This is a genomic window from Streptomyces sp. NPDC023541 (assembly GCF_055559995.1).
Genome location: NZ_JBVHJO010000007.1, coordinates 30,011 through 52,642, shown reverse-complemented (window position 1 = coordinate 52,642; position 22,632 = coordinate 30,011). Strand labels below are relative to the sequence as shown.

Genomic DNA, 22,632 nt, shown 5'->3' with positions numbered 1-22,632 from the left:
AAGGTGTCCGACCGCAAACGCTCCACCGCGCTCGCGCTGGCCTCCGCGCTGGCCGGATCGGCGGTGCTGCTCGCCGCCCCCACCGCCCACGCCGCGGTCGTCGACGTGGCCTACGACTGCAAGACCCCGATCGGGGACAAGTCGGCCGTGTCGCCCATCGACATCAAGGCCGTCAAGGAGGGCGACGGCTACAAGCTGACGATGTCCTTCCAGAAGGGCGTCTCCTCCAGCCCCATCGAGCTCGGCAAGGGCGCCATGAGCCCCGGCGCCGTCATCGTGGTCGGCGGCGCCGAGAAGGTGTCCGTACCGGTCTCCGGCCCGTCCAACCCCGAGGCCGTGCCGCCCGACACCCCCATCAAGATCACCGATCTCTCGGGCACCTACACGCCCAAGAAGAGCGGCAAGGTCACCTTCACCGCCGGCGTGCTCACCATCAAGGCGATGGGCACCACGACCACCTGCACCCCCGGCAACAACCCGGGGCCCTCGCTGGAACTGGACGTCACCGCGGCCGGCGGGACCGGCGGAGCAGGCGCGCGGCCCGGCGGCGACGCACCGCCCGACACCCTCCCGCAGACCGGGCCGACCGACTCCGCCCTCGCCCTCGGCACCCTCGGCGGCACCGTGATGCTCACCGGCGCGGCCGGCGTGCTCTGGCTGACCCGGCGCGGCCGGCGGGCCCGGTCCTGAACGGAGCGCTCCGGCCATGCCCGTGCTCCACACCCTCAGGCGCGCCGCCCGCCGCCTCCTGTTCCTCCTGGTCCTGCCGGCGGCGGCCGCGCTGCACACGCTCCCCGCGGCTCCCGCCGCCGCCGACGAACCGGGCTGGACCGCCGAGCCCGCCGCCGGAACGGCCGCGGCCCGGCCCGGCGGCGCCCGCCCGTACTTCTACCTGGAGGGCGCCCCGGCCACCGTGCTGGAGGACCGCCTCGCCCTGACCAACACCACCGACCAGGAGCGCACCGTCACCCTCCGCGGGGCCGACGCGCACGACACCGCCGACGGCGCCCTCCCGGCCCGCCCGGCCGCTTCCGGCGCTTCCGGCGGCGCCGGTTCGTGGTTCAGCTTCGGTGCCGGAGCCACCGTGAAGATCCCGCCCCGCACCCGCGCGGTGGTCCCCTTCACCGTCACCGTGCCGCCCGCGTCCCCACCCGGCGACCACCCGGCTGCCCTCATCGCCGCCGAAGCGGGCCGGGAGGTGGGCGTACGGGTCCACCTGCGGGTCAGCGGCCCCAGCCTGGCGGCCCTCACCGTCGAGGACGTCTCCGTACGGGGCCGGGGCGGGGCCGCGGTCGTCGCCTACACCCTGGTCAACCGCGGCAACGTCACCCTCGCGCCCGAGCTGGGCATCCGCGCCGACGGCGTCCTCGGCGAGGTCATGGGCCTGGGCCCGCGCGCCGTGCCCGTCGAACTGCTCCCCGGCCGGCGGGTCGAGCTGACCGAACCCTGGCCCGGCGCCCCGGTCCTCGACCGGGTCCGCGTCACCGTCACCGTGACCGCCCCCGGCGGGGCCCGGGCCGTCGCGGGCGCCTCCGCCTGGTTCGTGCCGTGGCGGGCCGCCGGCTGGACGGGCCTCGGCCTGCTCGCCCTCGGCGGGACCGCACGGGCCGCGCTGTTCCTCGTACGCGGCCGGAGCCCGTGGCGGCGGCCGGCGGACGGCGCGGCACCGGGCGGACCGTCCGGGAAGCCCGGAGCGACGAGCCCGGCACCGGAACACGAACTGACGGGAGCCTCCAGGTGAGCGCCATGGCCGGCGGCAGGATCGACGTCAAGACCGGTGCCAGGGCCGGCGGCGGGTTGGGCGGCGGGTTCGGCGGCGGGTTGGGCGGCGCCGTCCGGGCTCTCCTGGTGGGGCTGGCGGCCTGCGCCCTCGCACTCCTGCCCGCGGTCCCGTCCGCCGCGGACGAGGGCAAAGCCACCGTGGCGCTCTCCCTCCAGGAGGCCGCCAAGGGCACCGAGCTCACCGTCACGGGCGCCGGCTGGCGGCCCAGGACCCTGGTGATGCTGCTGGTGTGCGGCCAGAACATGATCGGCGGCACCAACAGCTGCGCCAACGCGGACGGGGCGGCCGTCTCCGTCGCCGAGGACGGGCGCTTCGCGGGCCGGCTGCCGGTGGTGGCACCGCCGAAACCCTGCCCCTGCATCGTCAACGTCACCTCCGTCAACGGCGACCGGTCCACCGTCACGGCCACCCTGAAGATCACCGACCATCCGGTGGCCGAACTGCCCGCCGAATCCGGCACCGGCCGCCTCGCGATGCTCACCGGGGTCCGGCTGGAAGGGGACGACGGCGTGCTGACCTGGTTCGGCGCCCCGCCCGGCCGGAAGTTCAAGGTCACCGTCGGGAACCTCGGCACGGCCCCCGTCAAGGACCCCGTCTTCCAGCTCGGCACCGCCCACGGCGTGTTCGCCCCGCTGTGGGAGGAGGCCCGGTGGAAGGGGACCATCCCGCCCGGCGGCAAGGCGGAGGTCGCGCTCGACGTCACCCTCCCCGCGGGCGCCCACGGCGACTACACGATCTCCCTCAAGTACGGCGAGACCGTCGTGGCCACCCAGCCCTGGGGTGTGGCCCGCCCGTACGGGGTCCTGCTGTTCTGGGGCCTGCTCCTGCTGGTGATCCCGGCCGCGGTCTTCCGTACCGGCATGGCCGTCGTCGACAAGGTCCGGCCGCGCACGGCCCACGGCGCCGGACGCCACCGCGGCACACGGCCCGCCGATGCCGCGGCCGCCGTGACGGCCCGGCTGCCCGGGCTCCCCGCCGCGCGCCCGGCCGCGCCGGCCCGCGCCGAGCGGCCGGCGGATCCCCCTGAGACCACCACGGCGGTCCTGCCGTGGTTCACCCCGGACAGCGCGCCGGAGAGAGCACCACAGACGTCCGCACCGTCTGAGAACCGTTCGACGACGAAGGGACCATCGTGAAGAACCGACGGAGGGTGAGCGCGGCCCTGGTCGCGCTGCTGCTCGGCGGCGCGGGCCTCGCCATCACGGCTCCTACCGCCCAGGCCGCCGAGACCACGTTCAAGGTCAAGTGCGTGCCGCCGGCCGGCGGTGGGTCCCCGGTGGAGGGGGAGACCACCGCCAAGGTCACCGCGCCGGCCACGGCCAAGGTCGGCGACGAGGTCGACGTGTCCTGGGAGACGGTCAAGCCGGCCTCGAACAACACGGACCTGATGGACATCCCGGCGGACTCCGTCCAGCCCACCGGCTGGATCACCGTCGGCGGCGGGGGCGGAGAGCTGAAGGTCGTCGGGGAGAAGAAGAACCCGCCGATCCCCAAGAAGGCCCCCATGCAGATGTCCACGATGAAGGGCAAGCTGAAGCTCACCAAGGCCGGCAGGATCAGCCTCACCCCCGGCAAGTACGACGTCGCCGTCACCTTCCCCTTCGGCACCTTCGTCACCAAGTGCGCGCCGGTCGGCGAGGTCAAGGGCGGCGCCGTCATCGACGTGTCGGGCGGCTCCAGCGGCGGTACCACCACGGGCGGTACGACGACGGGCGGCACCACGACGGGCGGCACCACGACCGGCGGTTCCACCACGGGCGGTTCCACCGCCTCGGGCGGCAGCGGCGGCGGGGGCGGCCAGACCGACTTCCCGGGCAAGGCGGTCCAGGTGACCTTCGACTGCGGCGCGGTCGTCCCTGGAGGCATCAAGACCCCGGTCACGATCAACGCCAAGAAGAACGGCGGCAGCTACGACCTCACCGTCAAGACCGCCAAGGGCGCGATGGCGGCGCCCATGGCGCTGCCCGCAGGAGCCCTCAAGCCCTCGATGGACGTGAAGCTCGGCGGCGCGGACAGCGGCACGGTCAAGGTCTCCGGACCCGCCAACGCCGAGCCGATCCCGGACAAGGCCCCGGTCAGCCTCAGCGACATGACCGGCACCTACAAGCCCGGCACGTCCGGGAAGGTGACGCTCAGCCCGGACCAGCTGACGATCGACGTCACGATGGCGCCCGGCTCCACGCCGATCAACGTCCCCTGCGAGGCGACGAGCAGCGGCGTCTCGCTGGAACTGGACACCACCGCCCAGCCGGGCGGCTCCGGCTCCTCGACCGGCACCACCGGCAGCACCACCTCGGGCGGCCTCGCCGAGACCGGCGCGCAGGACGAGGGCGGCATCAAGGCCCTCGCCCTCGTCGCCGGCACGGTGATCCTGCTCGGCGGCGCGGTGTTCACCTTCACCCCGTGGCGCCGTCTGCGCGGCACCCGCTGACACGGAGACGGCCCGGCACACCTTGCGGTGTGCCGGGCCGTCTCTCCGCCGGAGCGGGACGGGTCAGTTCATGCCGCCCATCAGCGCGTTGACCTTCTTGCGGTACATGAAGATCGCGACACCGGCGAGCACGGCGGCGAACGCCTGGAAGAGGATCACGCCGACACCGTTCAGCTGGACATCGGCCAGGCCGAGCAGACCGGTGACGCAGTCACCGGCGGTGACGGCCAGGAACCAGACGCCCATCATCTGGGAGCCGTACTTCTGCGGCGCCATCTTCGTGGTGACCGACAGGCCGACCGGGGAGAGGCACAGCTCGGCGAGCGTGTGCATCAGGAAGATGAGCACCAGCCACCACATGGTGACCTTGGTGTCGTTGCCGGCGGTCTGGCTGAGCGGGATGGCGAAGACGAAGAACGAGGCGCCCACGATGACCAGGGCCGCCGAGAACTTCACGATGGTGCTGGGCTCGCGGTTGCGGCGGGCCAGCGCCACCCACGCGGCGGCGAAGACCGGGGCCAGGGCCACCACGAAGAGCGGGTTGAGCGACTGGAAGATGGTGGTCGGGACTTCCCAGCCGAGCAGGCTGCGCTCGGAGTTCTTGTCACCGAACAGCGAGAGGGTCGAACCGCCCTGGTCGTAGATCATCCAGAAGACGGCGGCGGCCACGAAGAACCAGATGTAGGCGCTCATCCGGGTCTGCTCGCCGGCGGTGAGGTCCTTGTCCCGCTTGATACGGGTGAGGACGGCGACCGGAATGATCAGACCGGCGATCGTGATCGGGTACAGCGCCCACTTGATGGTGAACATGTCCGCAGCGACCACGGCGCCGTAGAAGACGGCGACGACGGCCAGGACGGCGAGGGCCTTGGTGATCACGGCCTTGCGCTCGGCGGCGCTCAGCGGGTTCGGGACCAGGCTGCTCTTCGGGCTCAGGGTGCGGCCGGCGAGAAGGAAGACGGCCAGGCCGATGCCCATGCCGACGGCGGCGAGCGCGAAGCCGAGGTGCCAGTTCACGAGCTCGCCGACCATGCCGATGCCGACCGGGGCGAGGAGGGCACCCACGTTGATGCCGATGTAGAAGATCGTGAAGCCACTGTCACGGCGCGGGTCGTCCGCGTCCTTGTACAGGTGGCCGACCATCGTGGAGATGTTGGCCTTCAGCAGACCGGAGCCCACCGCGACCAGCAGCAGACCCATGAAGAAGGCGAGCTGGCCGGGGACGGCCAGCGCCACGTGACCCGCCATGATGACGAAGCTGGCGATGGCGACCGTCTTGCGGGCGCCCCAGACGCGGTCGCCGAACCAGCCGCCGGGCATGGCCATCAGGTAGACCATGGCCACGTAGACGGAGTAGATCGCCGTCGCCGTCGCCGCGGTGAAGCCGAGGCCACCGCCCTGGCTCCCGGTCGCGGCGTCGACGCCGCCGGAGACCAAGTACAGAACGAGAAGCGCACGCATGCCGTAGTAGGAGAAGCGCTCCCACATCTCGGTCATGAACAGCGTGGCCAGGCCGATCGGGTGGCCGAGGACGGTCTTCTCGTGAGCGGGGCTCGGTGAGGCCGTCGTCAGGCTGGAAGCCATGGTCGATCCTTGCTTGCTCGGGACGCTTCGGCTTCGTGAGCCCATCCGCGCCCGGTGGGGGGTGGCCGGCACCGGCGGACGGACCTCCCACCCCACGCCTGGGGGTCTCGCCCCCGTCGTACCGGGAGTGAAGGGACATCCGTAACCGGGATCCGCGCCCACCCGCGCCATCACGCGAGGGGCCCGGCCAACAGGTCATCCACTGTCGCCAAGGCCGGCCGGGTCAGTCCTCGACAAGGCTGCCCGTCCGGTTCCGGACAGAAATAGAGACCTATGCGCTGTTTTTCGGCACAAAGGTCCCTGAGGTATTGCATCAGGCGTCTCGCCACCATACGACACGACACTGCGGCATATGAAAGGACTTGAGAGATGGATCACAAGGCGAGTCGGGAACCGTTCGACCATATTCGAAGGCGCTCAGGGGTCCATAAAGCCAGATCGGAAGGGGTCTGCGGGCAGGCCTCTCGATGCAGTCGCCTCGGACTACCATCACCCACATGACGCGTGTACTGCTCGCCGAGGACGACGCATCCATCTCGGAGCCCCTGGCCCGCGCCCTGCGCCGGGAGGGGTACGAGGTCGAGGTCCGGGAGGACGGCCCCACCGCCCTGGACGCGGGACTCCAGGGCGGCGTCGACCTCGTCGTCCTGGACCTGGGCCTTCCGGGCATGGACGGACTCGAAGTGGCCCGCCGGCTGCGCGCCGAGGGCCACGGCTTCCCGATCCTGGTCCTCACCGCCCGCGCCGACGAGGTCGACACGGTCGTCGGCCTGGACGCGGGCGCCGACGACTACGTGACCAAGCCCTTCCGCCTCGCCGAACTCCTGGCCCGGGTCCGGGCCCTGCTCCGGCGCGGCGCCACCGAGGCCGCCCAGCCCCCCGCCACCCACGGCGTCCGGATCGACGTCGAGTCGCACCGCGCCTGGATGGGCGAGGAGGAGCTCCAGCTCACCGCCAAGGAGTTCGACCTGCTACGCGTCCTGGTGCGCGACGCAGGCCGGGTCGTCACCCGCGACCAGCTCATGCGTGAGGTCTGGGACACCACCTGGTGGTCCTCCACCAAGACCCTCGACATGCACATCTCCTGGCTGCGCAAGAAGCTGGGCGACGACGCCGCCAACCCGCGCTACATCGCCACCGTCCGAGGCGTCGGCTTCCGCTTCGAGAAGAGCTGACCTCCAGGGCCTTCCTTCCGGGTCAGGCCGGGCTCGCGCGCTCCGGTGCGCCCGCCGCGTCGGCGCCGGCCGCCAACGCTCCGCGTCGTCTCCCCCCTCCGCCTTGCGATCGAGCGCACCGGACCCCGCTCCCTGATCCGGCCCGACCCCGGAAGAAAGGCCCTGGCCCATGCGCCGCCGCCTCATCCAGTCCACGCTCGCCGTGGTGCTCGTGGTGATCGCCGTCTTCGGAGTCTCCCTCGTCATCGTGGAGACCCGGACCATCACCAGCAGCGCCCAGGACCGGGTCGAGTCCGAGGCGCTGCGCCTGGTGAGCGTCGTCGAGGCGAACGTCCTGGAGAAGAAGCCGACCGACCCCGTCGCCCTCGCCGAACAGCTCGACGCCGGCCACTACGCCCGGATCACGATCCCCGGGCAGCCGACCGTCGAGGTCGGCGCGTCGATCCCCGACAGCGTCGTACGCGGCACCGCCCGCGGCGAGCAGGGCGAGACCGTCGTCGTGGAGGAGGCCCGCTCCACCGTCACCAGGGAGGTCGTACGGACCCTGGCCGTGGTCGGAGCGGTGGCCCTGCTGGCCGTCGTGGCGGCCGTACTGCTCGCCGTACGGCAGGCGAACCGGCTGGCCTCCCCGCTCACCGACCTCGCCGAGACCGCCGAGCGGCTCGGCTCGGGCGACCCGCGGCCCCGGCACAAGCGGTACGGGGTTCCCGAGCTGGACCGGGTCGCCGACGTGCTGGACTCCAGCGCCGAACGGATCGGCCGGATGCTCACCGCCGAGCGGCGCCTCGCCGCCGACGCCTCCCACCAGCTGCGCACCCCGCTCACGGCGCTGTCGATGCGCCTGGAGGAGATCGCGGTCACCGACGACCTGGAGACCGTACGGGAAGAGGCGACGATCGCCCTGACCCAGGTGGAGCGGCTCACGGACGTGGTGCAGCGGCTGCTCACGAACTCGCGGGACCCCCGTACGGGCTCCGCCGTCCCCTTCGACCTCGACGAGGTCGTCAAGCAGCAGGTGGAGGAGTGGCGGCCGGCCTACCGCAGCGCCGGCCGGGCCATCGTGCGCTCCGGGAAGCAGGGCGTACGGGCCGTCGGCACCCCCGGCGCGGTCTCCCAGGTGCTGGCCACCCTCGTGGAGAACGCCCTGATGCACGGCGGCGGCACCGTCGCCCTGCGCACCAGGGTGATCGGCAACCAGGCGGTGCTGGAGGTCACGGACGAGGGGCCGGGCGTCCCGCCGGACCTCGGCAACCGGATCTTCGAGCGGGCCATCAGCGGCCGGAACTCGACCGGGATCGGCCTCGCGGTCGCCCGGGACCTCGCGGAGGCGGACGGTGGCCGTCTGGAGCTGCTGCAGACGCAGCCCCCGGTGTTCGCGCTGTTCCTGAGCCGCACGGCCCCGCAGCCGGCCGAGCCGGAGAAGACCGTCCGCTAGACAGCCCTTAGTTGTTCGCCGGTTCCGGCTCCGGCCCCGGCACCGGCTCGGCGGCCACGGGCGGGGCGACCGGCGGCAGGGCCTTGAAGACCCAGGTCCGGTACGACCAGAAGCGGAAGACGGTGGCCGTGCCGATGCCGATGAACTTGAAGACGTTGCTCGCGAGCGGCCCGTCCCAGCCGAAGCCGTAGGTCGCGGTGTAGAGCACGCCGTTCTCGATGACCAGGCCGATCACGCTGAAGCCGGCGAAGAGGGCCATCTCGCGGGTGCGGCCGCTCTGGGCGCGGTCCCGGTAGGCGAAGTAGCGGAAGCCGAGGTAGTTCGTGGCGATGGCCACGATCGTGGCCATCACGCTCGCACGGACCACCTGGAGATCGGTGGTGTTGCGGATCAGGTTGAAGACCCCCAGGTTGACCAGGACACCCAGGCCGCCGACCGCCCCGAACTTGGCGACCTCTCGCACGAGGCCGCGTACGCGTTCGAGGACAGATCCGCCCTGCGTGCTCATCAGTAGGCCAGTCCTGTCGGTCACCGCCCCCTCACGGGGCGTTCGGTGTTCTCCGTCAACCCACCCATGCTAAGTCTCCCCCCAGTACTCCGTCTGTGCCTTCCGGCGCCCTGCGACGCACGGCACACCGGGGGTCCGGCCCCACACCTCCCAGGGTCAGGTCCGGATGGCCGAATACCGGCGGATACCCTGGAGGAGTGACGTTCCCGGTAGTCGGCATGGTCGGCGGCGGTCAGCTCGCCCGCATGACCCACGAGGCGGGTATCCCCCTCGGCATCAGATTCAAGCTCCTCAGTGACACACCACAGGACTCGGCGGCCCAGGTCGTGAGCGATGTCGTCATCGGCGACTATCGCGACCTGGAGACCCTGCGCGCCTTCGCGCGCGGCTGTGACGTGATCACCTTCGACCACGAGCATGTACCCACCGAGCACCTGCGGGCCCTGGAAGCGGACGGCATCCCCGTCCGCCCGGGGCCCGACGCTTTGGTACACGCCCAGGACAAGGGGGTGATGCGCGCCAAGCTCGACGAGATCGGCGCGCCCAGCCCCCGCCACCGGATCGTGAGCGATCCGGACGACGTGACCGCCTTCGCGGACGAGGTGGGCGGGTTCCCCGTCATCCTCAAGACCGTGCGCGGCGGCTACGACGGCAAGGGGGTGTGGTTCGTCCGCACCCCGCAGGACGCCGAGGCCCCGTTCAAGGCGGGCGTCCCGGTCCTCGCCGAGGAGAAGGTGGACTTCGTCCGCGAACTCGCGGCGAACATCGTGCGCTCCCCGCACGGGCAGGCGGTCGCCTATCCCGTCGTCGAGTCCCGCCAGGTGGACGGGGTCTGCGACACGGTGATCGCTCCCGCCCCGAACCTCTCCGAGGAGCTGGCCGGCGAGGCCCAGACCCTCGCCCTGCGCATCGCGCAGGAACTCGGCGTGACCGGCCACCTGGCCGTGGAGCTGTTCGAGACCACCGACGGCCGGATCCTGGTCAACGAACTGGCGATGCGCCCGCACAACAGCGGTCACTGGACCCAGGACGGGGCCGTGACCTCCCAGTTCGCCAACCACGTGCGCGCGGTCCTGGACCTCCCGCTGGGCGACCCGCGCCCCCGCGCCAAGTGGACGGTCATGGCGAACGTGCTGGGCGGGGACTACCCCGACATGTACGCGGCCTACCTGCACTGCATGGCCCACGACCCCCAGCTGAAGATCCACATGTACGGCAAGGACGTGAAACACGGTCGCAAGGTCGGCCACGTCAACACCTACGGCGACGACCTGGACGATGTGCTGGAGCGCGCACGCCACGCTGCCGACTACCTCAGAGGAACGGTCACGCAATGAGCACCACCGCCGCAGGTCCTGTCATCGGCATCGTCATGGGGTCCGACTCGGACTGGCCCGTGATGGAGGCCGCCGCCCAGGCCCTCGACGAGTTCGAGATCCCCTACGAGGTCGACGTCGTCTCCGCCCACCGGATGCCGCGCGAGATGATCGAGTACGGGGAGCGGGCCGCCGGCCGCGGCCTGAAGGCGATCATCGCGGGCGCGGGCGGAGCCGCCCACCTGCCCGGCATGCTCGCCTCGGTCACCCCGCTGCCGGTCATCGGCGTGCCCGTGCCGCTGAAGTACCTCGACGGCATGGACTCCCTGCTGTCGATCGTCCAGATGCCGGCGGGGGTTCCCGTCGCCACCGTCTCGGTCGCCGGGGCGCGCAACGCCGGCCTGCTGGCCGTACGGATGCTGGCCGCCCACGACACGGAGCTGCTGGCCCGGATGCGCGACTTCCAGCAGGAGCTGAACGACCAGGCCACGGAGAAGGGCAAGCGGCTGCGCACCAAGGTCGCGAACGCGGAGTCCTTCGGGTTCGGCAAGTGAGTGCGGCGCAGCGTCTGGCGGAGGCGCGCGAGCTGCTGGCCGAGCACCCCGTCGCGGACGGTCACAACGACCTGCCCTGGGCGCTGCGCCAGCAGGTGCGCTACGACCTGGCGCGACGGGACATCGCGGGCGACCAGTCCGCCCACCTGCACACCGACATCCCCCGGCTGCGCGCCGGGGGTGTCGGGGCGCAGTTCTGGTCCGTGTACGTGCGCTCGGACTACGCGGGTGACGAGGCGGTCAGTGCCACCCTGGAGCAGATCGACGCCGTCGGACAGCTGATCGACCGCTACCCCGGCGACCTCGTGCGGGCACTGACGGCGGACGACATGGAGGAGGCCCGCGCCACCGGCCGGATCGCCTCGCTGATGGGCGCCGAGGGCGGCCACTCCATCAACAACTCGCTCGCCACGCTGCGTGCCCTGCACCGGCTGGGCGTGCGGTACATGACGCTCACGCACAACGACAACATCGACTGGGCGGACTCGGCGACCGACGAGCCCCGGCACGGCGGCCTGACCGGCTTCGGCCGCGAGGTCGTCCGCGAGATGAACCGGGTCGGCATGCTGGTGGACCTCTCGCACGTCGCCGCGACGACGATGCGGGACGCCCTCGCCGTCTCGGTCGCGCCGGTGGTCTTCTCGCACTCCTCGGCGCGGGCGGTCTGCGACCACCCGCGCAACATCCCCGACGACGTGCTGGCGCTGCTGCCCGCCAACGGCGGCGTGGCGATGGCCACCTTCGTACCGAAGTTCATCCTTCCGGCTGCCGTCGAATGGACCCTGGCCGCGGACGAGAACCTGCGGGCGCACGGCTTCCACCACCTCGACACCACCCCCGAGGCGATGGCCCTGCACCGGGCGTTCGAGGAGGCCCGCCCCCGGCCGGTGGCCACCGCCGCCACGGTGGCCGACCACCTGGACCACATGCGGGAGGTGGCCGGGGTCGACCACATCGGCATCGGCGGCGACTACGACGGCACGGCCTTCACCCCGTCCGGGCTGGACGACGTGGCCGGCTACCCGAACCTGGTCGCGGAGCTCCTGGCCCGCGGCTGGTCCAGGGCCGACCTGGCGAAGCTGACCTGGTCGAACGCGGTACGCGCGCTGCGCGACGCCGAAGCGGTGGCGCGCGAGGTGTCGGCGACCCGGGGCCCGTCGAACGCGGTGATCGAGGTCCTGCCGGGCCGATGAGCCGGTGGGCGTGGTGACCGGTTGTGGCCCGCGGGTCACCCGAACGCCACACCTGCCGGGCGTCCGCGCCGCCCCACGTGGCACGGTGGCTGCATCTCCATGCTGCCGCCGAGACCGGAGCGAATGCCATGGCCGACCTGCAGGACGAACCCCACTCCGTGGGCATCGGGGCCGAGGACCTCCCGGCCCCCGCCGGAGCCGAGACGACGGCGAGCGTCCTCGACAGGGCCGCCGCGCTGCTGTCCGTCCACCCTGTTGCCGACGGGTGCAACACCTTGGTCTGGACCCTGCGCCAGAGCCCGTACCACGACATCGACACCCCCGAGGCGGGCGTCGACACCGACATCCCGCGCCTGCGCGCCGGCGGGGTGGGGGCCCAGTTCTGGTCCCTGCTCGTGCCGCCGCAGGGCCGGCCGGGCCCGGACGAGGCCGACGACCGGGTGGTCTCCGACACCCTGGAACAGATCGACGCCGCGCTGACCCTGGTGCGCCGCTACCCCGACAGCCTCCGCCTCGCGCTCAGCGCGGACGACATGGCGGACGCCCGCAACCGCGGCCGGATCGCCTCGTTCCTCGGTCCCGTGCCGGGCCGCGCGCTGGCCGGTTCCCTGGGCGCGCTGCGCGCCTTCCACGCACTGGGCGTACGGATCCTCGCGCCCGCGGGAGCGCCCTGGGCGCAGGAGACGCTGACGGCCTTCGGCCACGAGGTGGTGCACGAGGCGAACCGGCTGGCGATCCTCCTGGACCTCTCGGGCTGCGGACCGGCGGCCGCCTGCCGGCTCGCGGGCGCCTCGAAGGCCCCGGTGATCATCTCGAACACGGCGGCCGCCGCGCTGAACCCGCATCCGGAGAACGTGCCCGACGAGGTGCTCCTCGCCGTGCGCGAGGCGAACGGCCTGGTGATGGTCACCTTCGACAGCGCGCGCACCGGGGACTCCCTGCACGCGGTGGCGGACCACCTGGACCACGTACGGGCGGTCGCGGGCCCGGAGGGCGTCGGACTCGGCGCGGCCTTCGGCACCGAGCCGCCGGTCATGCGCCCGACCGGCCTGACCGACCCGTCGGGCTACCCGCGGCTGATCGCGGAACTCCTGGACCGCGGCTGGCCCGAATCCGATGTCGCCCTGCTGACCTGGGGCAACGCCCAGCGCGTGATCCGCGACGCGGAATTCACCGCCCGCCGCAACCCCCGCTGACCCGCTGGCCCGGCCCAGCAGCGCCGGCGTGCGAGGCGCGGGGCCCGGGGCGGAGCCCCGGGGCCTTCCGGACGGCCGGGCAACCCCGCAGGGGTCAGGCCCGGGGCCGCCCCATCGCCCGGTACGTCCAGCCGGCGGCACGCCACCGCACCGGATCCAGTGCGTTGCGGCCGTCCAGCACGAGCCGGTCGGTCACGACGGAGGCGAGCGCCGCCGGGTCGAGGTCGCGGAACTCGCGCCACTCGGTGAGGTGGAGGACCACCTCCGCGCCGCGGGCCGCCGCGAGCGCGGAGTCCGCGTACCTGAGGGTCGGGAAGACCTGCCGGGCGTTGTCCATGCCCTTGGGGTCGTAGACGGTGACCTGGCCGCCCTGCAGGTGGATCTGACCGGCCACGTTCAGCGCGGGGGAGTCGCGGACGTCGTCCGAGTCCGGCTTGAAGGTGGCGCCGAGCACGGCGACCCGCTTGCCGAGGAAGGACCCGCCCACGGCCTCGCGGGCCAGCTCGACCATGTGACCGCGCCGCCGCATGTTGATGGAGTCGACCTCGCGCAGGAACGTCAGCGCCTGGTCCGCGCCCAGCTCGCCGGCGCGCGCCATGAAGGCCCGGATGTCCTTCGGCAGGCAGCCGCCGCCGAAGCCGATGCCGGCCCGCAGGAACTTCGCGCCGATCCGCTCGTCGTAGCCGATGGCCTCCGCCAGCTTGACCACGTCACCGCCGGCGGCCTCGCACACCTCCGCCATCGCGTTGATGAAGGAGATCTTGGTGGCGAGGAAGGAGTTGGCGGCGGTCTTGACCAGCTCGGAGGTCGGGAAGTCCGTGACGACCAGCGGGGACCCCTCGGACATGGGGGTCTCGTACACCTCGCGCAGCAGCTTCTCGCCGCGCTCGCCCTGGACGCCGATCACGATCCGGTCGGGGTGCAGGGTGTCCTGCACCGCGAAGCCCTCCCGCAGGAACTCCGGGTTCCAGGCCAGCTCCACGTCCCCGCCCGCCGGGGCCAGCTCCGCCAGCTTCTCCGCCAGCCGCTGCGCCGAGCCCACCGGCACCGTGGACTTGCCGACGACCAGCACCGGCCGCGTCAGGTGCGGGGCCAGCGAGGACATCGCGGCGTCGACGTAGGACATGTCGCAGGCGTACTCGCCGTGCTTCTGCGGGGTGTTCACGCAGACGAAGTGGACGTCGCCGAAGGCGCCGACCTCCTCGTAGGAGGTCGTGAACCGCAGCCGCCCGGTCGAGCCCGGCAGCCCGGCCACGTGCTTGGCCAGCAGCTCCTCCAGCCCGGGCTCGTACATCGGCACCCGGCCCGCGGCCAGCATCTCGATCTTCTCCGGCACGACGTCCAGGCCGAGCACCTCGAAGCCCAGCTCGGCCATCGCCGCGGCGTGGGTCGCGCCGAGGTAGCCGGTGCCGATCACAGTGATCCTGAGGGGGGCCATGGGTGCTCCAGAGGTGCGGGGCCGTTTGCGGCCACTGAGCATAGTCGGGCCGATCGGCGGGGACGGTCTCCAGGAGCGCCCCGGCAGCACCGTCTCTGTCACGCAGCTCACGTGGCTCGTCCATATCGCCATCCGTGACCGGGACACTAAGCTTGGGTTACTTAACGGTAGTTAGCATCACGTATCGCGTGTCACCCTGGGGAGTGAGAGATCTTGGCGGGTTCTGCCGACTTCGACCTGTACCGCCCGGCCGAGGAGCACGACATGCTCCGCGAGTCGGTCCGCTCGCTCGCCGAGGCGAAGATCCTGCCGTTCGCAGCCGCCGTCGACGAGGAGTCCCGCTTCCCGCAGGAGGCCCTCGACGCGCTGGTCGCCAACGACCTGCACGCCGTACACGTGCCCGAGACGTACGGCGGCGCGGGCGCCGACGCCCTGGCCACCGTGATCGTGATCGAGGAAGTGGCCCGCGTCTGCGCCTCCTCCTCCCTGATCCCGGCCGTGAACAAGCTCGGCTCCCTCCCGGTGATCCTCTCCGGCTCCGAGGAGCTCAAGGCCAAGTACCTCGGCCCGCTCGCCAAGGGCGACGCGATGTTCTCCTACGCGCTCTCCGAGCCGGACGCGGGCTCCGACGCCGCCGGCATGAAGACCCGCGCCGTGCGCGACGGCGACTTCTGGGTGCTCAACGGCGTCAAGCGCTGGATCACCAACGCGGGCGTCTCCGAGTACTACACGGTCATGGCCGTCACCGACCCGGAGAAGCGCTCCAAGGGCATCAGCGCCTTCGTCGTCGAGAAGGGCGACGAGGGCGTGTCCTTCGGGGCCCCGGAGAAGAAGCTCGGCATCAAGGGCTCCCCGACCCGCGAGGTCTACCTCGACAACGTGCGGATCCCCGCCGACCGCATGATCGGCGCCGAGGGCACCGGCTTCGCCACCGCGATGAAGACCCTCGACCACACCCGCATCACGATCGCCGCCCAGGCGCTCGGCATCGCGCAGGGCGCCCTGGACTACGCCAAGGGCTACGTCCAGGAGCGCAAGCAGTTCGGCAAGCCGATCGGCGACTTCCAGGGCGTGCAGTTCATGCTCGCGGACATGGCCATGAAGATCGAGGCCGCCCGCCAGCTGACGTACGCGGCCGCCGCCAAGTCCGAGCGCGTCTCCGCCGGAGGCGACAAGGAGGACCTGACCTTCTTCGGCGCCGCGGCCAAGTGCTTCGCCTCCGACGTGGCCATGGAGGTCACCACGGACGCCGTCCAGCTCCTCGGCGGCTACGGCTACACCCGTGACTACCCGGTGGAGCGCATGATGCGCGACGCCAAGATCACGCAGATCTACGAGGGCACGAACCAGGTCCAGCGGATCGTCATGGCCCGCAACCTGCCGTAGCCGCAAGGCTCCGGCCCGCGCGATCCAGGACGACCCCCGGCCGCGGCCGGGGGTCGTCCCGGTGGCATCCCCTGGCCCCGGCTCCGCCGTGGGACGCATGGCGGCCCTGGTCCACGTGGCCGAGCACCACGGCTTCGAGTACGGGCAGTCGATCGGGACCGGGCACAAGAAGACGCTCGTCCTGATCCGGATGTACCGGAAGGGGTCCCTGCAGCCCCTGCCCGGCGCGCGGGACGCGGTCGCCCGGACCAAGGACCGGATCATGTTCGACGTCCTGTCCTCCCACGCCGCGGACAAGCCCCGCAAGACGCCGGGCCACGGCATGCGCGCGGTCCTGGCCCTCGTCCTGCTCGCCTCCGGCAAACCGCTCGTCGCGCTCGTCGGCGGCGGGATGCTCGCGGAGTTCCTGACCGGCGCGTTCAAGTGGGGCGAGATCCGCCGACAGCAGATCACCGCCCGGCTCACCGGCGCCGCCTTCGTGCCGGTACGGGACGGTTCGGGTCGGCAGGGCTTCCTGCTGCCCGGACAGCAACTACCCGGCCACGCCGAGCCGTTCGCCGCCTGAAGCGCGAACACCCGGTCATTGCATGACATACCGACCGCCGCGCCCGTACGGTGCGCGCGCCGGTCGACACATCCGGCACGGGCCTTGGGGCGCCCCCGGATGGGCTAAATTTGGACCTTCGTACGCCGTAATCGGTTGGGGAGAACGCAATGACGGAAGCGATCCTGCTGGTCGGCGGACAGGGGACGCGGCTGCGTCCCGTGACGGTGAACACGCCCAAGCCCATGGTGCCCACGGCTGGCGTCCCGTTCCTCGCCCACCAGATAGCCAGGGCCGCCGCCGCCGGCGTCACGCACATCGTCATGGCCACCTGCTACCTCGCCGAGGTCTTCGAGCCCTACTTCGGGGACGGTTCCGACTTCGGCCTCAGCCTCGAATACGTGGTGGAGGACGAGCCCCTGGGGACCGGCGGCGCCATCCGCAACGCCGGGCGGCGCCTGACCGGCGGCCCCGACTCCTCCGTCCTGGTCTTCAACGGCGACATCCTCACCGGCCTGGACATCCGCGGCCTGGTGGACGCCCACGAGGCGGCTGACGCCGACGTCTCCCTGCACCTGGTGCGGGTCGAGGACCCGCGCGCCTTCGGCCTCGTCCCCACCGACCCCGACGGGCGGGTGCTCGCCTTCACCGAGAAGCCGCAGACGCCCGAAGAGATCATCACCGACCAGATCAACGCCGGCTGCTACGTCTTCCGCCGCAGCGTCATCGACTCCATCCCGGCCGGCCGCCCCGTCTCCGTCGAGCGCGAGACCTTCCCCGGCCTGCTCGCCTCCGGGGCCACGCTCCACGGGGTCACCGAGAACACCTACTGGATGGACCTCGGCAAGCCCGAGTCCATCATCCAGGCCTCCGCCGACCTCGTCCGCGGTGTCGTCCCCTCCCCGGCCGTACCGGGCCGCCGCGGCGAGTCCCTGGTCCTGCCGGGCGCGCAGGTCGCCGCCGGAGCCAAGCTGTCGGGCGGCACCGTCGTGGGCGCCGGAGCACGGATCGAGGCCGGCGCGGTCGTCCAGGGCTCCATCGTGCTCGACGACGCGGTCATCGGCCCGGACGCGCAGGTGAACGCCAGCCTGATCGGCGCCCGCGCCGCCGTGGGCGCGCGGACCGTGCTCGACGGCACCGTCGTCGGCGACGGCGCCGTCGTGGGCGCCGACAACGAACTGCGCGCGGGCGCCCGGGTGTGGTGCGGGGCCGAGCTGCCCGCCGCCGCCATCCGCTTCTCCCCGGACGCCTGACGGCCGGTCCGGGGAGGCGGGGCGGCACCCCCCGCGGTCAGTTGCCGCGGACGGTGACCTTCTCGTCGTTCTGGATCTGCTTCACCAACTGCTGCACCTTCGCCTTGTCCCAGACGAGGTTGCCGCCGCGCTGCCCGGAGATCGGCATGTTCATCGACACGCCGTCACCACCGTTGACCCCCTTCATCGCGAAGAACATCTGACCCATGTCGTACAGGCCCATGTCCTTGTCCACGATGAGGGTGTCCAGGCCCGCACCCAGCATCGGGTAGAGCGCGAACGGGTTGAGGATCGTCGACGGCGTCGCGGCCTGGTTGGCGAGCGCCGACAGGAACTTCTGCTGGTTCTTCGTCCGCTGGAGGTCCGACTCGGCGAAGGCGTAGCGGGTCCGTACGAAGGCCAGCGACTGCTCGCCGTTCAGCGTCTGCCTGCCCGCCTTGAAGTCGGCGCCCGACTTCTCGTCCTTGAAGCCCTCCTCGATGTCGAGCTCCACCCCGCCCAGCGCGTCCACGATGTTCGCGAAGCCGGCGAAGCCGATCTCCGCGTAGTGGTCGATGCGCAAGCCCGTGTTGTGCTCCACCGTGCGCACCAGCAGCTCGGGGCCGTCCTCCGCGTACGCCGCGTTGAGCTTGACCCGCCGCCCCTGTGCGGGGAACTTCTTGCCGGACTGGGAGCCGACGAAGGAGGGGATCTCCACGTCCGAGTCGCGCGGCAGCGAGATCATGGTGTTCCCGCTGGAGCACTTCGCCAGGATCATCATCGAGTCGGTCCGCTTGCCCTCGGCCGAGCCCGTGTGGAGTTTCTTCTTCTCCTCGTCCGACATGCCCTCACGGCTGTCCGAGCCCACGATCAGGTACGTCGTGCAGTCGCCCTCCTTCGGCCGTTCGACGACCTTGGAGAGGTCCACCTCGCGGCGCACCTTGGAGTCGGCCCAGAAGTAGGTGGAGACGGACGTCACAAGCAGCGCGGAGACCAGCACGATCGAGCCGACCTTGATGCGCTTGCGCCAGTCCGGGGCCGGGCCGGACGCCCGCCCGGGGCCGCCGGGGCCCGACGGCCCGCCGGGACCGCCCGGCCGGCCCGGGACACCGCCGGAGGGCGAGCCGTACACCTGGCCGGTGTTGTAGCCGCTGTCGTAACCGCCGTACGTGTCGTGGCCGCCCGCCTGCTGCGGAGGGACGCCGGGTGCGGGCACGGGCCCGGCCGGGCGCTGCGGCCGCGGCGGCTGCTGGGGCTGCCGCTGGATGTGCCGCATCCGCTGCACACCTTCGGGCTGCGGACGCGCGCTGCCGCGTCCGTAGGCGTCGTCACGACCTTCTGGCCAGTCATTCATGCGCCCAAGGATGCCTGCCGGGGCGGCGCCTGCGACAGCCCGGGGGAGGTTCCGTACCTGTGCTGTTGCAGAGCTGATGCCTGCGCGATCCATCTAAGGTGTCCGTATGACACAGATACCGGGCGAGCTGCCCGGGAAGCCGACCGCCGCCTCCCGGACGACCCTCAGCCACATCATGACCGCCAACGACACCAACCTCCTGGGCACGGTGCACGGTGGCGTCATCATGAAGCTGGTCGACGACGCCGCCGGCGCCGTGGCGGGCCGTCACTCCGGCGGTCCGGCCGTCACCGCCTCCATGGACGAGATGGCCTTCCTCGCGCCCGTGCGCGTGGGCGACCTCGTCCACGTGAAGGCCCAGTGCAACTGGACCGGCCGCTCCTCCATGGAGATCGGCGTACGCGTCCTCGCCGAGCGGTGGAACGAGTCCACCCCCGCCACCCAGGTCGGCAGCGCCTACCTCGTCTTCGCGGCCGTGGACGCCGACGGCAAGCCCCGCCAGGTCCCGCCCGTGCTCCCCGAGACGGAGCAGGACGAGCGGCGCTACCAGGAGGCCCAGATCCGCCGCACCCACCGGCTCGCCCGCCGCCAGGCCATCATGGCCCTGCGCGAGGAGCGCGCCGCCCAGGGCTTCGACGACTGAGACGGCGCCCGCGCGGGGCCGCCCGTACGGCTCGGGAGAGCCGGTACGGGCCCTCAGTTGCCGCAGACCACCTGGTCGCCGCCGACGACACCGAAGGCGCCCGGGTACGGGTCCTCCGCGCGCACCGGCACCACCTTGCGGTAGTCGGCGCCGGCGATCACCGTGACCGTCCGGCCCTGCCCCGCGACCGCCCGCAGCTCACTGCCGGGCAGCGCGGTCGCCACCGACCGCGCCGAGCGGTCCCAGCGCGGGTCGTACGTGATCACCGTGCGCTTCACGTCGCGGCCGGCGCCGTTGCCCGGGGTCCCCGTGGTGTCGAAACCGGTGGCGCGCAGTGCGCTGTCCACGCGCCCGCCCAGCCCGTCGATCCGCGTCCCGTTCTCCACCTGGACCCGGACCTGTGGCGGCGGCACGTCCACGGGCACCGCCGCGGGCCGGCCGGCGGCATCCTTCCCCGGCCGCGCCGGGGCCAGCGGCCGGTCCTCGCGCAGCGCCTCGAAGAGCTTGGCCGCCTTCGGCTCGTCCCACTTCACGGTGGACCCGATGCCCTTCACCCGGAAGGAGGGGCTGCCGATGGGCACCGAGGCGAACTCGGAGGAGGAGGGGGTGAAGTCCCGCATCGCCTGCCCGAGCGCCAGCATCTGCTCCGAGCCGAAGCCCTTGTCGGCGCGGACCGAGCCCAGCAGGGTGGAACTGAGCTCCTTGAACTTGACGGGATTCAGCAGCACCCCGCCGCCGGTCGCCTGTTTGATCAGGGCTGCGACGAACCGCTGCTGGCGCTGCATCCGGCCGAGGTCGGAGGCGCCGTCGACGTGGCGCGAGCGTACGTACTGCAGGGCCTGGCCGCCGGTCAGCCGGTGGGTGCCGGGCAGCAGGTCGAGGCCGGTGTTGGGGTCGCGCATGGTCTTGGCGGTGCAGATCTCCACCCCGCCCATGGCGTCGACCGTCTTCATGAAGCTGGTGAAGTCGACCTCCAGGTAGTGGTCGATCTTCACCCGGGTCATGTTCTCGACCGTCCGCACGGTGAGGTTGGGCCCGCCCTCCGCGTACGCCGCGTTCAGCCGCACCGGGTGGGCCTTGTGCGCCTTGCCGGTGACCTGGTCGCGGTGAGCGGGCACCTCGGCGTAGCTGTCGCGGGGCAGGCTGACGACGCTCGCCCGCTCCTTGTCCGCCGACAGGTGCACCAGCATGATCGTGTCCGTGCAGTGGCACGGCGCCCCGCCTAGGCGGTACTCGCGCTTGTCCTCGGGGCTGATCTTGTCCCGGCCGTCGGTGCCCACGAGCAGGAAGTTGACGCCGTGTCCGGCCTGCGGGCGGTTCTTCATGTCCTTGAACGGGTCCACCCGCTCGATCCCGGTGTCCAGACCGGTCATCACGGCGTGCCCGACGGCACCGGATCCCAGCACCGCCACGGACAGCCCGGCCGCCAGCCGCACCCCCCACCGGGGCCGGCCCTCCCGGCGCCGGGACCGACCGCCGGCACCGCCGCGCCGTGCGCGCGGCGGCTCGGGCGGCCGGGCGGGACGGGTGGGTCGGTGCGGCTGGGGCACGGCGGACACCTCCGCGGGACAGCAGGGATACCGGTCACGGCCGGGCCGGGTCCTGAGTACTCAGCCCGCTGATTCGACAGAACAGTAGGCCCATACGATCAGCAGCTGTCCCTACCGATCACTCGGCGCGCACCCGGTTCCCCCGTACGCGGTAACGTGACACCGATACCCGACCTTGAAGGACCACATGCCCGCCCAGCAGCCCGCAGTCTCGGTGATCATGCCGGTGCTCAATGAGGAGCACTACCTCCGCGAGTCCGTCCGCCACATCCTGGAACAGGAGTATGCGGGCGAGATGGAGGTGGTGATCGCACTCGGGCCGTCCACGGACCGCACCGACGAGATCGCCGCCGAACTCGTCGCCGAGGATCCCCGAGTCCACACCGTCCCGAATCCCACCGGCCGGACCCCGGCGGCGCTCAACGCCGCCATCAAGGCCTCGCGTCACCCGATCGTGGTACGCGTCGACGGCCACGGCATGCTCTCCCCGAACTACATCGCCACCGCCGTCCGCCTCCTGGAGGAGACCGGTGCGCAGAACGTCGGCGGGATCATGCACGCCGAAGGCGAGAACGCCTGGGAAGAGGCCGTCGCCGCCGCGATGACCTCGAAGATCGGCGTCGGCAACGCCCCCTTCCACACCGGCGGCCAGGCCGGCCCGGCCGAGACCGTCTACCTCGGCGTCTTCCGCCGTGAGGCGCTGGAACGGCAGGGCGGCTACAACGAGGAGTTCATCCGCGCCCAGGACTGGGAGCTGAACTTCCGCATCCGCGAAGCCGGCGGGCTGATCTGGTTCTCGCCCGAGCTGCGGGTCCAGTACCGACCGCGACGCTCCGTCAAGGCCCTGGCCAAGCAGTACAAGGACTACGGCCGGTGGCGGCACGTGGTGGCCCGCTACCACTCGGGCTCCATCAACATGCGCTACCTGGCCCCGCCGACCCTGGTCTGCGCGATCGCCGCGGGCGTGGTCGTGGGCGTGACCGTCAGCCCGTTCGGCTTCGCCGTCCCGGCCGGCTACCTCGCGGCGATCGCCGCGGGCTCCGTCCCGGCGGGCAAGGGGCTGCCGCTGAAGGCCCGGGCGCAGATCCCCGTCGCCCTGGCGACCATGCACCTGTCCTGGGGCTTCGGCTTCCTGACCAGCCCGCGCGCCCTGGCGGACAAGCTCATCGCGAGCCGCCGCCCGGCCGTGCTGCCCGGCGTCCCGCAGGCCTGAGAGGTACGAAGGGGCCCGGCGCGGGGGGGGGGGGGGGCGCCCCCCCCCCCGGGGGGGCCCCCCCGGGGGGGGGCAGAGCCGCGGACGCCGGCGGGAG

20 protein-coding genes are annotated in these 22,632 nt (G+C 72.1%); 15 read left to right on the top strand and 5 right to left on the bottom strand.

Annotated elements, in window-relative coordinates:
• Positions 1-3 precede the first annotated feature (3 nt).
• The 4 genes from ACZ3X1_RS18810 to ACZ3X1_RS18795 are packed head-to-tail and all read left to right on the top strand — an operon-like array spanning position 4 to position 4,214.
• On the top strand, positions 4-690 hold the full coding sequence (locus tag ACZ3X1_RS18810; protein WP_356812499.1) for an LPXTG cell wall anchor domain-containing protein: 687 nt from the start codon (positions 4-6) through the stop codon (positions 688-690).
• 16 nt (positions 691-706) lie between these two features.
• Positions 707-1,741 carry a COG1470 family protein gene (locus ACZ3X1_RS18805; protein ID WP_467280339.1) on the top strand — a complete coding sequence of 345 codons (1,035 nt, stop codon included), beginning with the start codon at positions 707-709 and terminating at the stop codon, positions 1,739-1,741.
• Positions 1,738-2,919 carry a hypothetical protein gene (locus ACZ3X1_RS18800; RefSeq protein WP_356812501.1) on the top strand — a complete coding sequence of 394 codons (1,182 nt, stop codon included), beginning with the start codon at positions 1,738-1,740 and terminating at the stop codon, positions 2,917-2,919. The genes ACZ3X1_RS18805 and ACZ3X1_RS18800 overlap by 4 nt, the downstream gene beginning before the upstream one ends.
• Positions 2,916-4,214, top strand: a complete 1,299-nt coding sequence (locus tag ACZ3X1_RS18795) for a hypothetical protein (protein ID WP_467280338.1) — start codon at positions 2,916-2,918, stop codon at positions 4,212-4,214. The genes ACZ3X1_RS18800 and ACZ3X1_RS18795 overlap by 4 nt, the downstream gene beginning before the upstream one ends.
• Before the next feature lie 63 nt (positions 4,215-4,277).
• On the opposite strand, the gene ACZ3X1_RS18790 is transcribed toward ACZ3X1_RS18795, so the two are convergent.
• Positions 4,278-5,798 (bottom strand): peptide MFS transporter, encoded by a 1,521-nt coding sequence (locus ACZ3X1_RS18790; protein WP_356812503.1) that lies wholly within the window; start codon positions 5,796-5,798, stop codon positions 4,278-4,280.
• A 497-nt stretch (positions 5,799-6,295) separates the two neighbouring features.
• Here ACZ3X1_RS18790 and ACZ3X1_RS18785 point away from each other — a divergent pair, with 497 nt between their 5' ends.
• Positions 6,296-6,973, top strand: a complete 678-nt coding sequence (locus ACZ3X1_RS18785) for a response regulator transcription factor (protein WP_030961403.1) — start codon at positions 6,296-6,298, stop codon at positions 6,971-6,973.
• 169 nt (positions 6,974-7,142) lie between these two features.
• Entirely contained in the window at positions 7,143-8,408 is a 1,266-nt protein-coding gene (locus tag ACZ3X1_RS18780; RefSeq protein WP_356812504.1) for an ATP-binding protein, read from the top strand.
• 7 nt (positions 8,409-8,415) lie between these two features.
• Here the strand turns inward: ACZ3X1_RS18780 and ACZ3X1_RS18775 are convergent, their stop codons facing one another.
• A complete protein-coding gene (locus tag ACZ3X1_RS18775) occupies positions 8,416-8,916 on the bottom strand; it encodes a GtrA family protein (RefSeq protein ID WP_390076524.1) in 501 nt (166 codons plus the stop codon).
• A 218-nt stretch (positions 8,917-9,134) separates the two neighbouring features.
• On the opposite strand from ACZ3X1_RS18775, the gene ACZ3X1_RS18770 reads away from it, so the two are divergent.
• From ACZ3X1_RS18770 to ACZ3X1_RS18755, 4 genes are all read left to right on the top strand, one after another.
• Positions 9,135-10,253: a 5-(carboxyamino)imidazole ribonucleotide synthase gene (locus ACZ3X1_RS18770; protein WP_467280553.1), complete on the top strand. Its 1,119-nt coding sequence runs from the start codon at positions 9,135-9,137 to the stop codon at positions 10,251-10,253.
• Complete coding sequence (gene purE / locus ACZ3X1_RS18765; protein ID WP_356812506.1) at positions 10,250-10,786, top strand: 5-(carboxyamino)imidazole ribonucleotide mutase; 537 nt, start codon at positions 10,250-10,252, stop codon at positions 10,784-10,786. The genes ACZ3X1_RS18770 and purE overlap by 4 nt, the downstream gene beginning before the upstream one ends.
• Complete coding sequence (locus tag ACZ3X1_RS18760) at positions 10,783-11,979, top strand: dipeptidase (protein ID WP_356812507.1); 1,197 nt, start codon at positions 10,783-10,785, stop codon at positions 11,977-11,979. Before purE ends, ACZ3X1_RS18760 begins: the two co-directional genes overlap by 4 nt.
• A gap of 128 nt (positions 11,980-12,107) precedes the next feature.
• The gene (locus tag ACZ3X1_RS18755; RefSeq protein ID WP_467280337.1) at positions 12,108-13,175 is read left to right on the top strand and encodes a membrane dipeptidase; all 1,068 of its coding nucleotides are present in this window, start codon (positions 12,108-12,110) and stop codon (positions 13,173-13,175) included.
• 94 nt (positions 13,176-13,269) lie between these two features.
• On the opposite strand, the gene ACZ3X1_RS18750 is transcribed toward ACZ3X1_RS18755, so the two are convergent.
• A complete protein-coding gene (locus tag ACZ3X1_RS18750; RefSeq protein ID WP_467280336.1) occupies positions 13,270-14,613 on the bottom strand; it encodes a UDP-glucose dehydrogenase family protein in 1,344 nt (447 codons plus the stop codon).
• Between the two features lie 213 nt (positions 14,614-14,826).
• Between ACZ3X1_RS18750 and ACZ3X1_RS18745 the strand changes: the two genes are divergently transcribed.
• The 3 genes from ACZ3X1_RS18745 to manB all read left to right on the top strand — a co-directional run bounded on the left by ACZ3X1_RS18745 (position 14,827) and on the right by manB (position 17,796).
• Entirely contained in the window at positions 14,827-15,999 is a 1,173-nt protein-coding gene (locus ACZ3X1_RS18745) for an acyl-CoA dehydrogenase family protein (RefSeq protein ID WP_356812510.1), read from the top strand.
• A 61-nt stretch (positions 16,000-16,060) separates the two neighbouring features.
• On the top strand, positions 16,061-16,564 hold the full coding sequence (locus ACZ3X1_RS18740; RefSeq protein ID WP_467280335.1) for a hypothetical protein: 504 nt from the start codon (positions 16,061-16,063) through the stop codon (positions 16,562-16,564).
• 149 nt (positions 16,565-16,713) lie between these two features.
• Positions 16,714-17,796, top strand: a complete 1,083-nt coding sequence (gene manB, locus ACZ3X1_RS18735; protein ID WP_467280334.1) for a mannose-1-phosphate guanylyltransferase — start codon at positions 16,714-16,716, stop codon at positions 17,794-17,796.
• A 37-nt stretch (positions 17,797-17,833) separates the two neighbouring features.
• Here manB and ACZ3X1_RS18730 read toward each other — a convergent pair whose 3' ends face one another.
• On the bottom strand, positions 17,834-19,129 hold the full coding sequence (locus ACZ3X1_RS18730; protein ID WP_356812513.1) for an LCP family protein: 1,296 nt from the start codon (positions 19,127-19,129) through the stop codon (positions 17,834-17,836).
• Between the two features lie 106 nt (positions 19,130-19,235).
• On the opposite strand from ACZ3X1_RS18730, the gene ACZ3X1_RS18725 reads away from it, so the two are divergent.
• Entirely contained in the window at positions 19,236-19,772 is a 537-nt protein-coding gene (locus ACZ3X1_RS18725) for an acyl-CoA thioesterase (protein ID WP_030659854.1), read from the top strand.
• Positions 19,773-19,825: 53 nt separating this feature from the next.
• Here the strand turns inward: ACZ3X1_RS18725 and ACZ3X1_RS18720 are convergent, their stop codons facing one another.
• On the bottom strand, positions 19,826-21,322 hold the full coding sequence (locus ACZ3X1_RS18720; RefSeq protein ID WP_436842059.1) for an LCP family protein: 1,497 nt from the start codon (positions 21,320-21,322) through the stop codon (positions 19,826-19,828).
• Between the two features lie 187 nt (positions 21,323-21,509).
• On the opposite strand from ACZ3X1_RS18720, the gene ACZ3X1_RS18715 reads away from it, so the two are divergent.
• Positions 21,510-22,535 carry a glycosyltransferase family 2 protein gene (locus tag ACZ3X1_RS18715; RefSeq protein WP_356812514.1) on the top strand — a complete coding sequence of 342 codons (1,026 nt, stop codon included), beginning with the start codon at positions 21,510-21,512 and terminating at the stop codon, positions 22,533-22,535.
• Positions 22,536-22,632 lie beyond the last annotated feature (97 nt).

Excerpts from the sequence above, each read along its gene's own strand:
- ACZ3X1_RS18785 (WP_030961403.1), top strand. The coding sequence starts at position 6,296 with ATGACGCGTGTACTGCTCGCCGAGGACGACGCATCCATCTCGGAGCCC.
- ACZ3X1_RS18750 (WP_467280336.1), bottom strand. The coding sequence starts at position 14,613 with ATGGCCCCCCTCAGGATCACTGTGATCGGCACCGGCTACCTCGGCGCG.
- ACZ3X1_RS18770 (WP_467280553.1), top strand. The coding sequence starts at position 9,135 with ATGGTCGGCGGCGGTCAGCTCGCCCGCATGACCCACGAGGCGGGTATC.
- ACZ3X1_RS18725 (WP_030659854.1), top strand. The coding sequence starts at position 19,236 with ATGACACAGATACCGGGCGAGCTGCCCGGGAAGCCGACCGCCGCCTCC.
- ACZ3X1_RS18715 (WP_356812514.1), top strand. The coding sequence starts at position 21,510 with ATGCCCGCCCAGCAGCCCGCAGTCTCGGTGATCATGCCGGTGCTCAAT.
- ACZ3X1_RS18775 (WP_390076524.1), bottom strand. The coding sequence starts at position 8,916 with ATGAGCACGCAGGGCGGATCTGTCCTCGAACGCGTACGCGGCCTCGTG.
- ACZ3X1_RS18805 (WP_467280339.1), top strand. The coding sequence starts at position 707 with ATGCCCGTGCTCCACACCCTCAGGCGCGCCGCCCGCCGCCTCCTGTTC.
- ACZ3X1_RS18730 (WP_356812513.1), bottom strand. The coding sequence starts at position 19,129 with ATGAATGACTGGCCAGAAGGTCGTGACGACGCCTACGGACGCGGCAGC.
- ACZ3X1_RS18755 (WP_467280337.1), top strand. The coding sequence starts at position 12,108 with ATGGCCGACCTGCAGGACGAACCCCACTCCGTGGGCATCGGGGCCGAG.
- purE (WP_356812506.1), top strand. The coding sequence starts at position 10,250 with ATGAGCACCACCGCCGCAGGTCCTGTCATCGGCATCGTCATGGGGTCC.
- manB (WP_467280334.1), top strand. The coding sequence starts at position 16,714 with ATGACGGAAGCGATCCTGCTGGTCGGCGGACAGGGGACGCGGCTGCGT.
- ACZ3X1_RS18790 (WP_356812503.1), bottom strand. The coding sequence starts at position 5,798 with ATGGCTTCCAGCCTGACGACGGCCTCACCGAGCCCCGCTCACGAGAAG.
- ACZ3X1_RS18780 (WP_356812504.1), top strand. The coding sequence starts at position 7,143 with ATGCGCCGCCGCCTCATCCAGTCCACGCTCGCCGTGGTGCTCGTGGTG.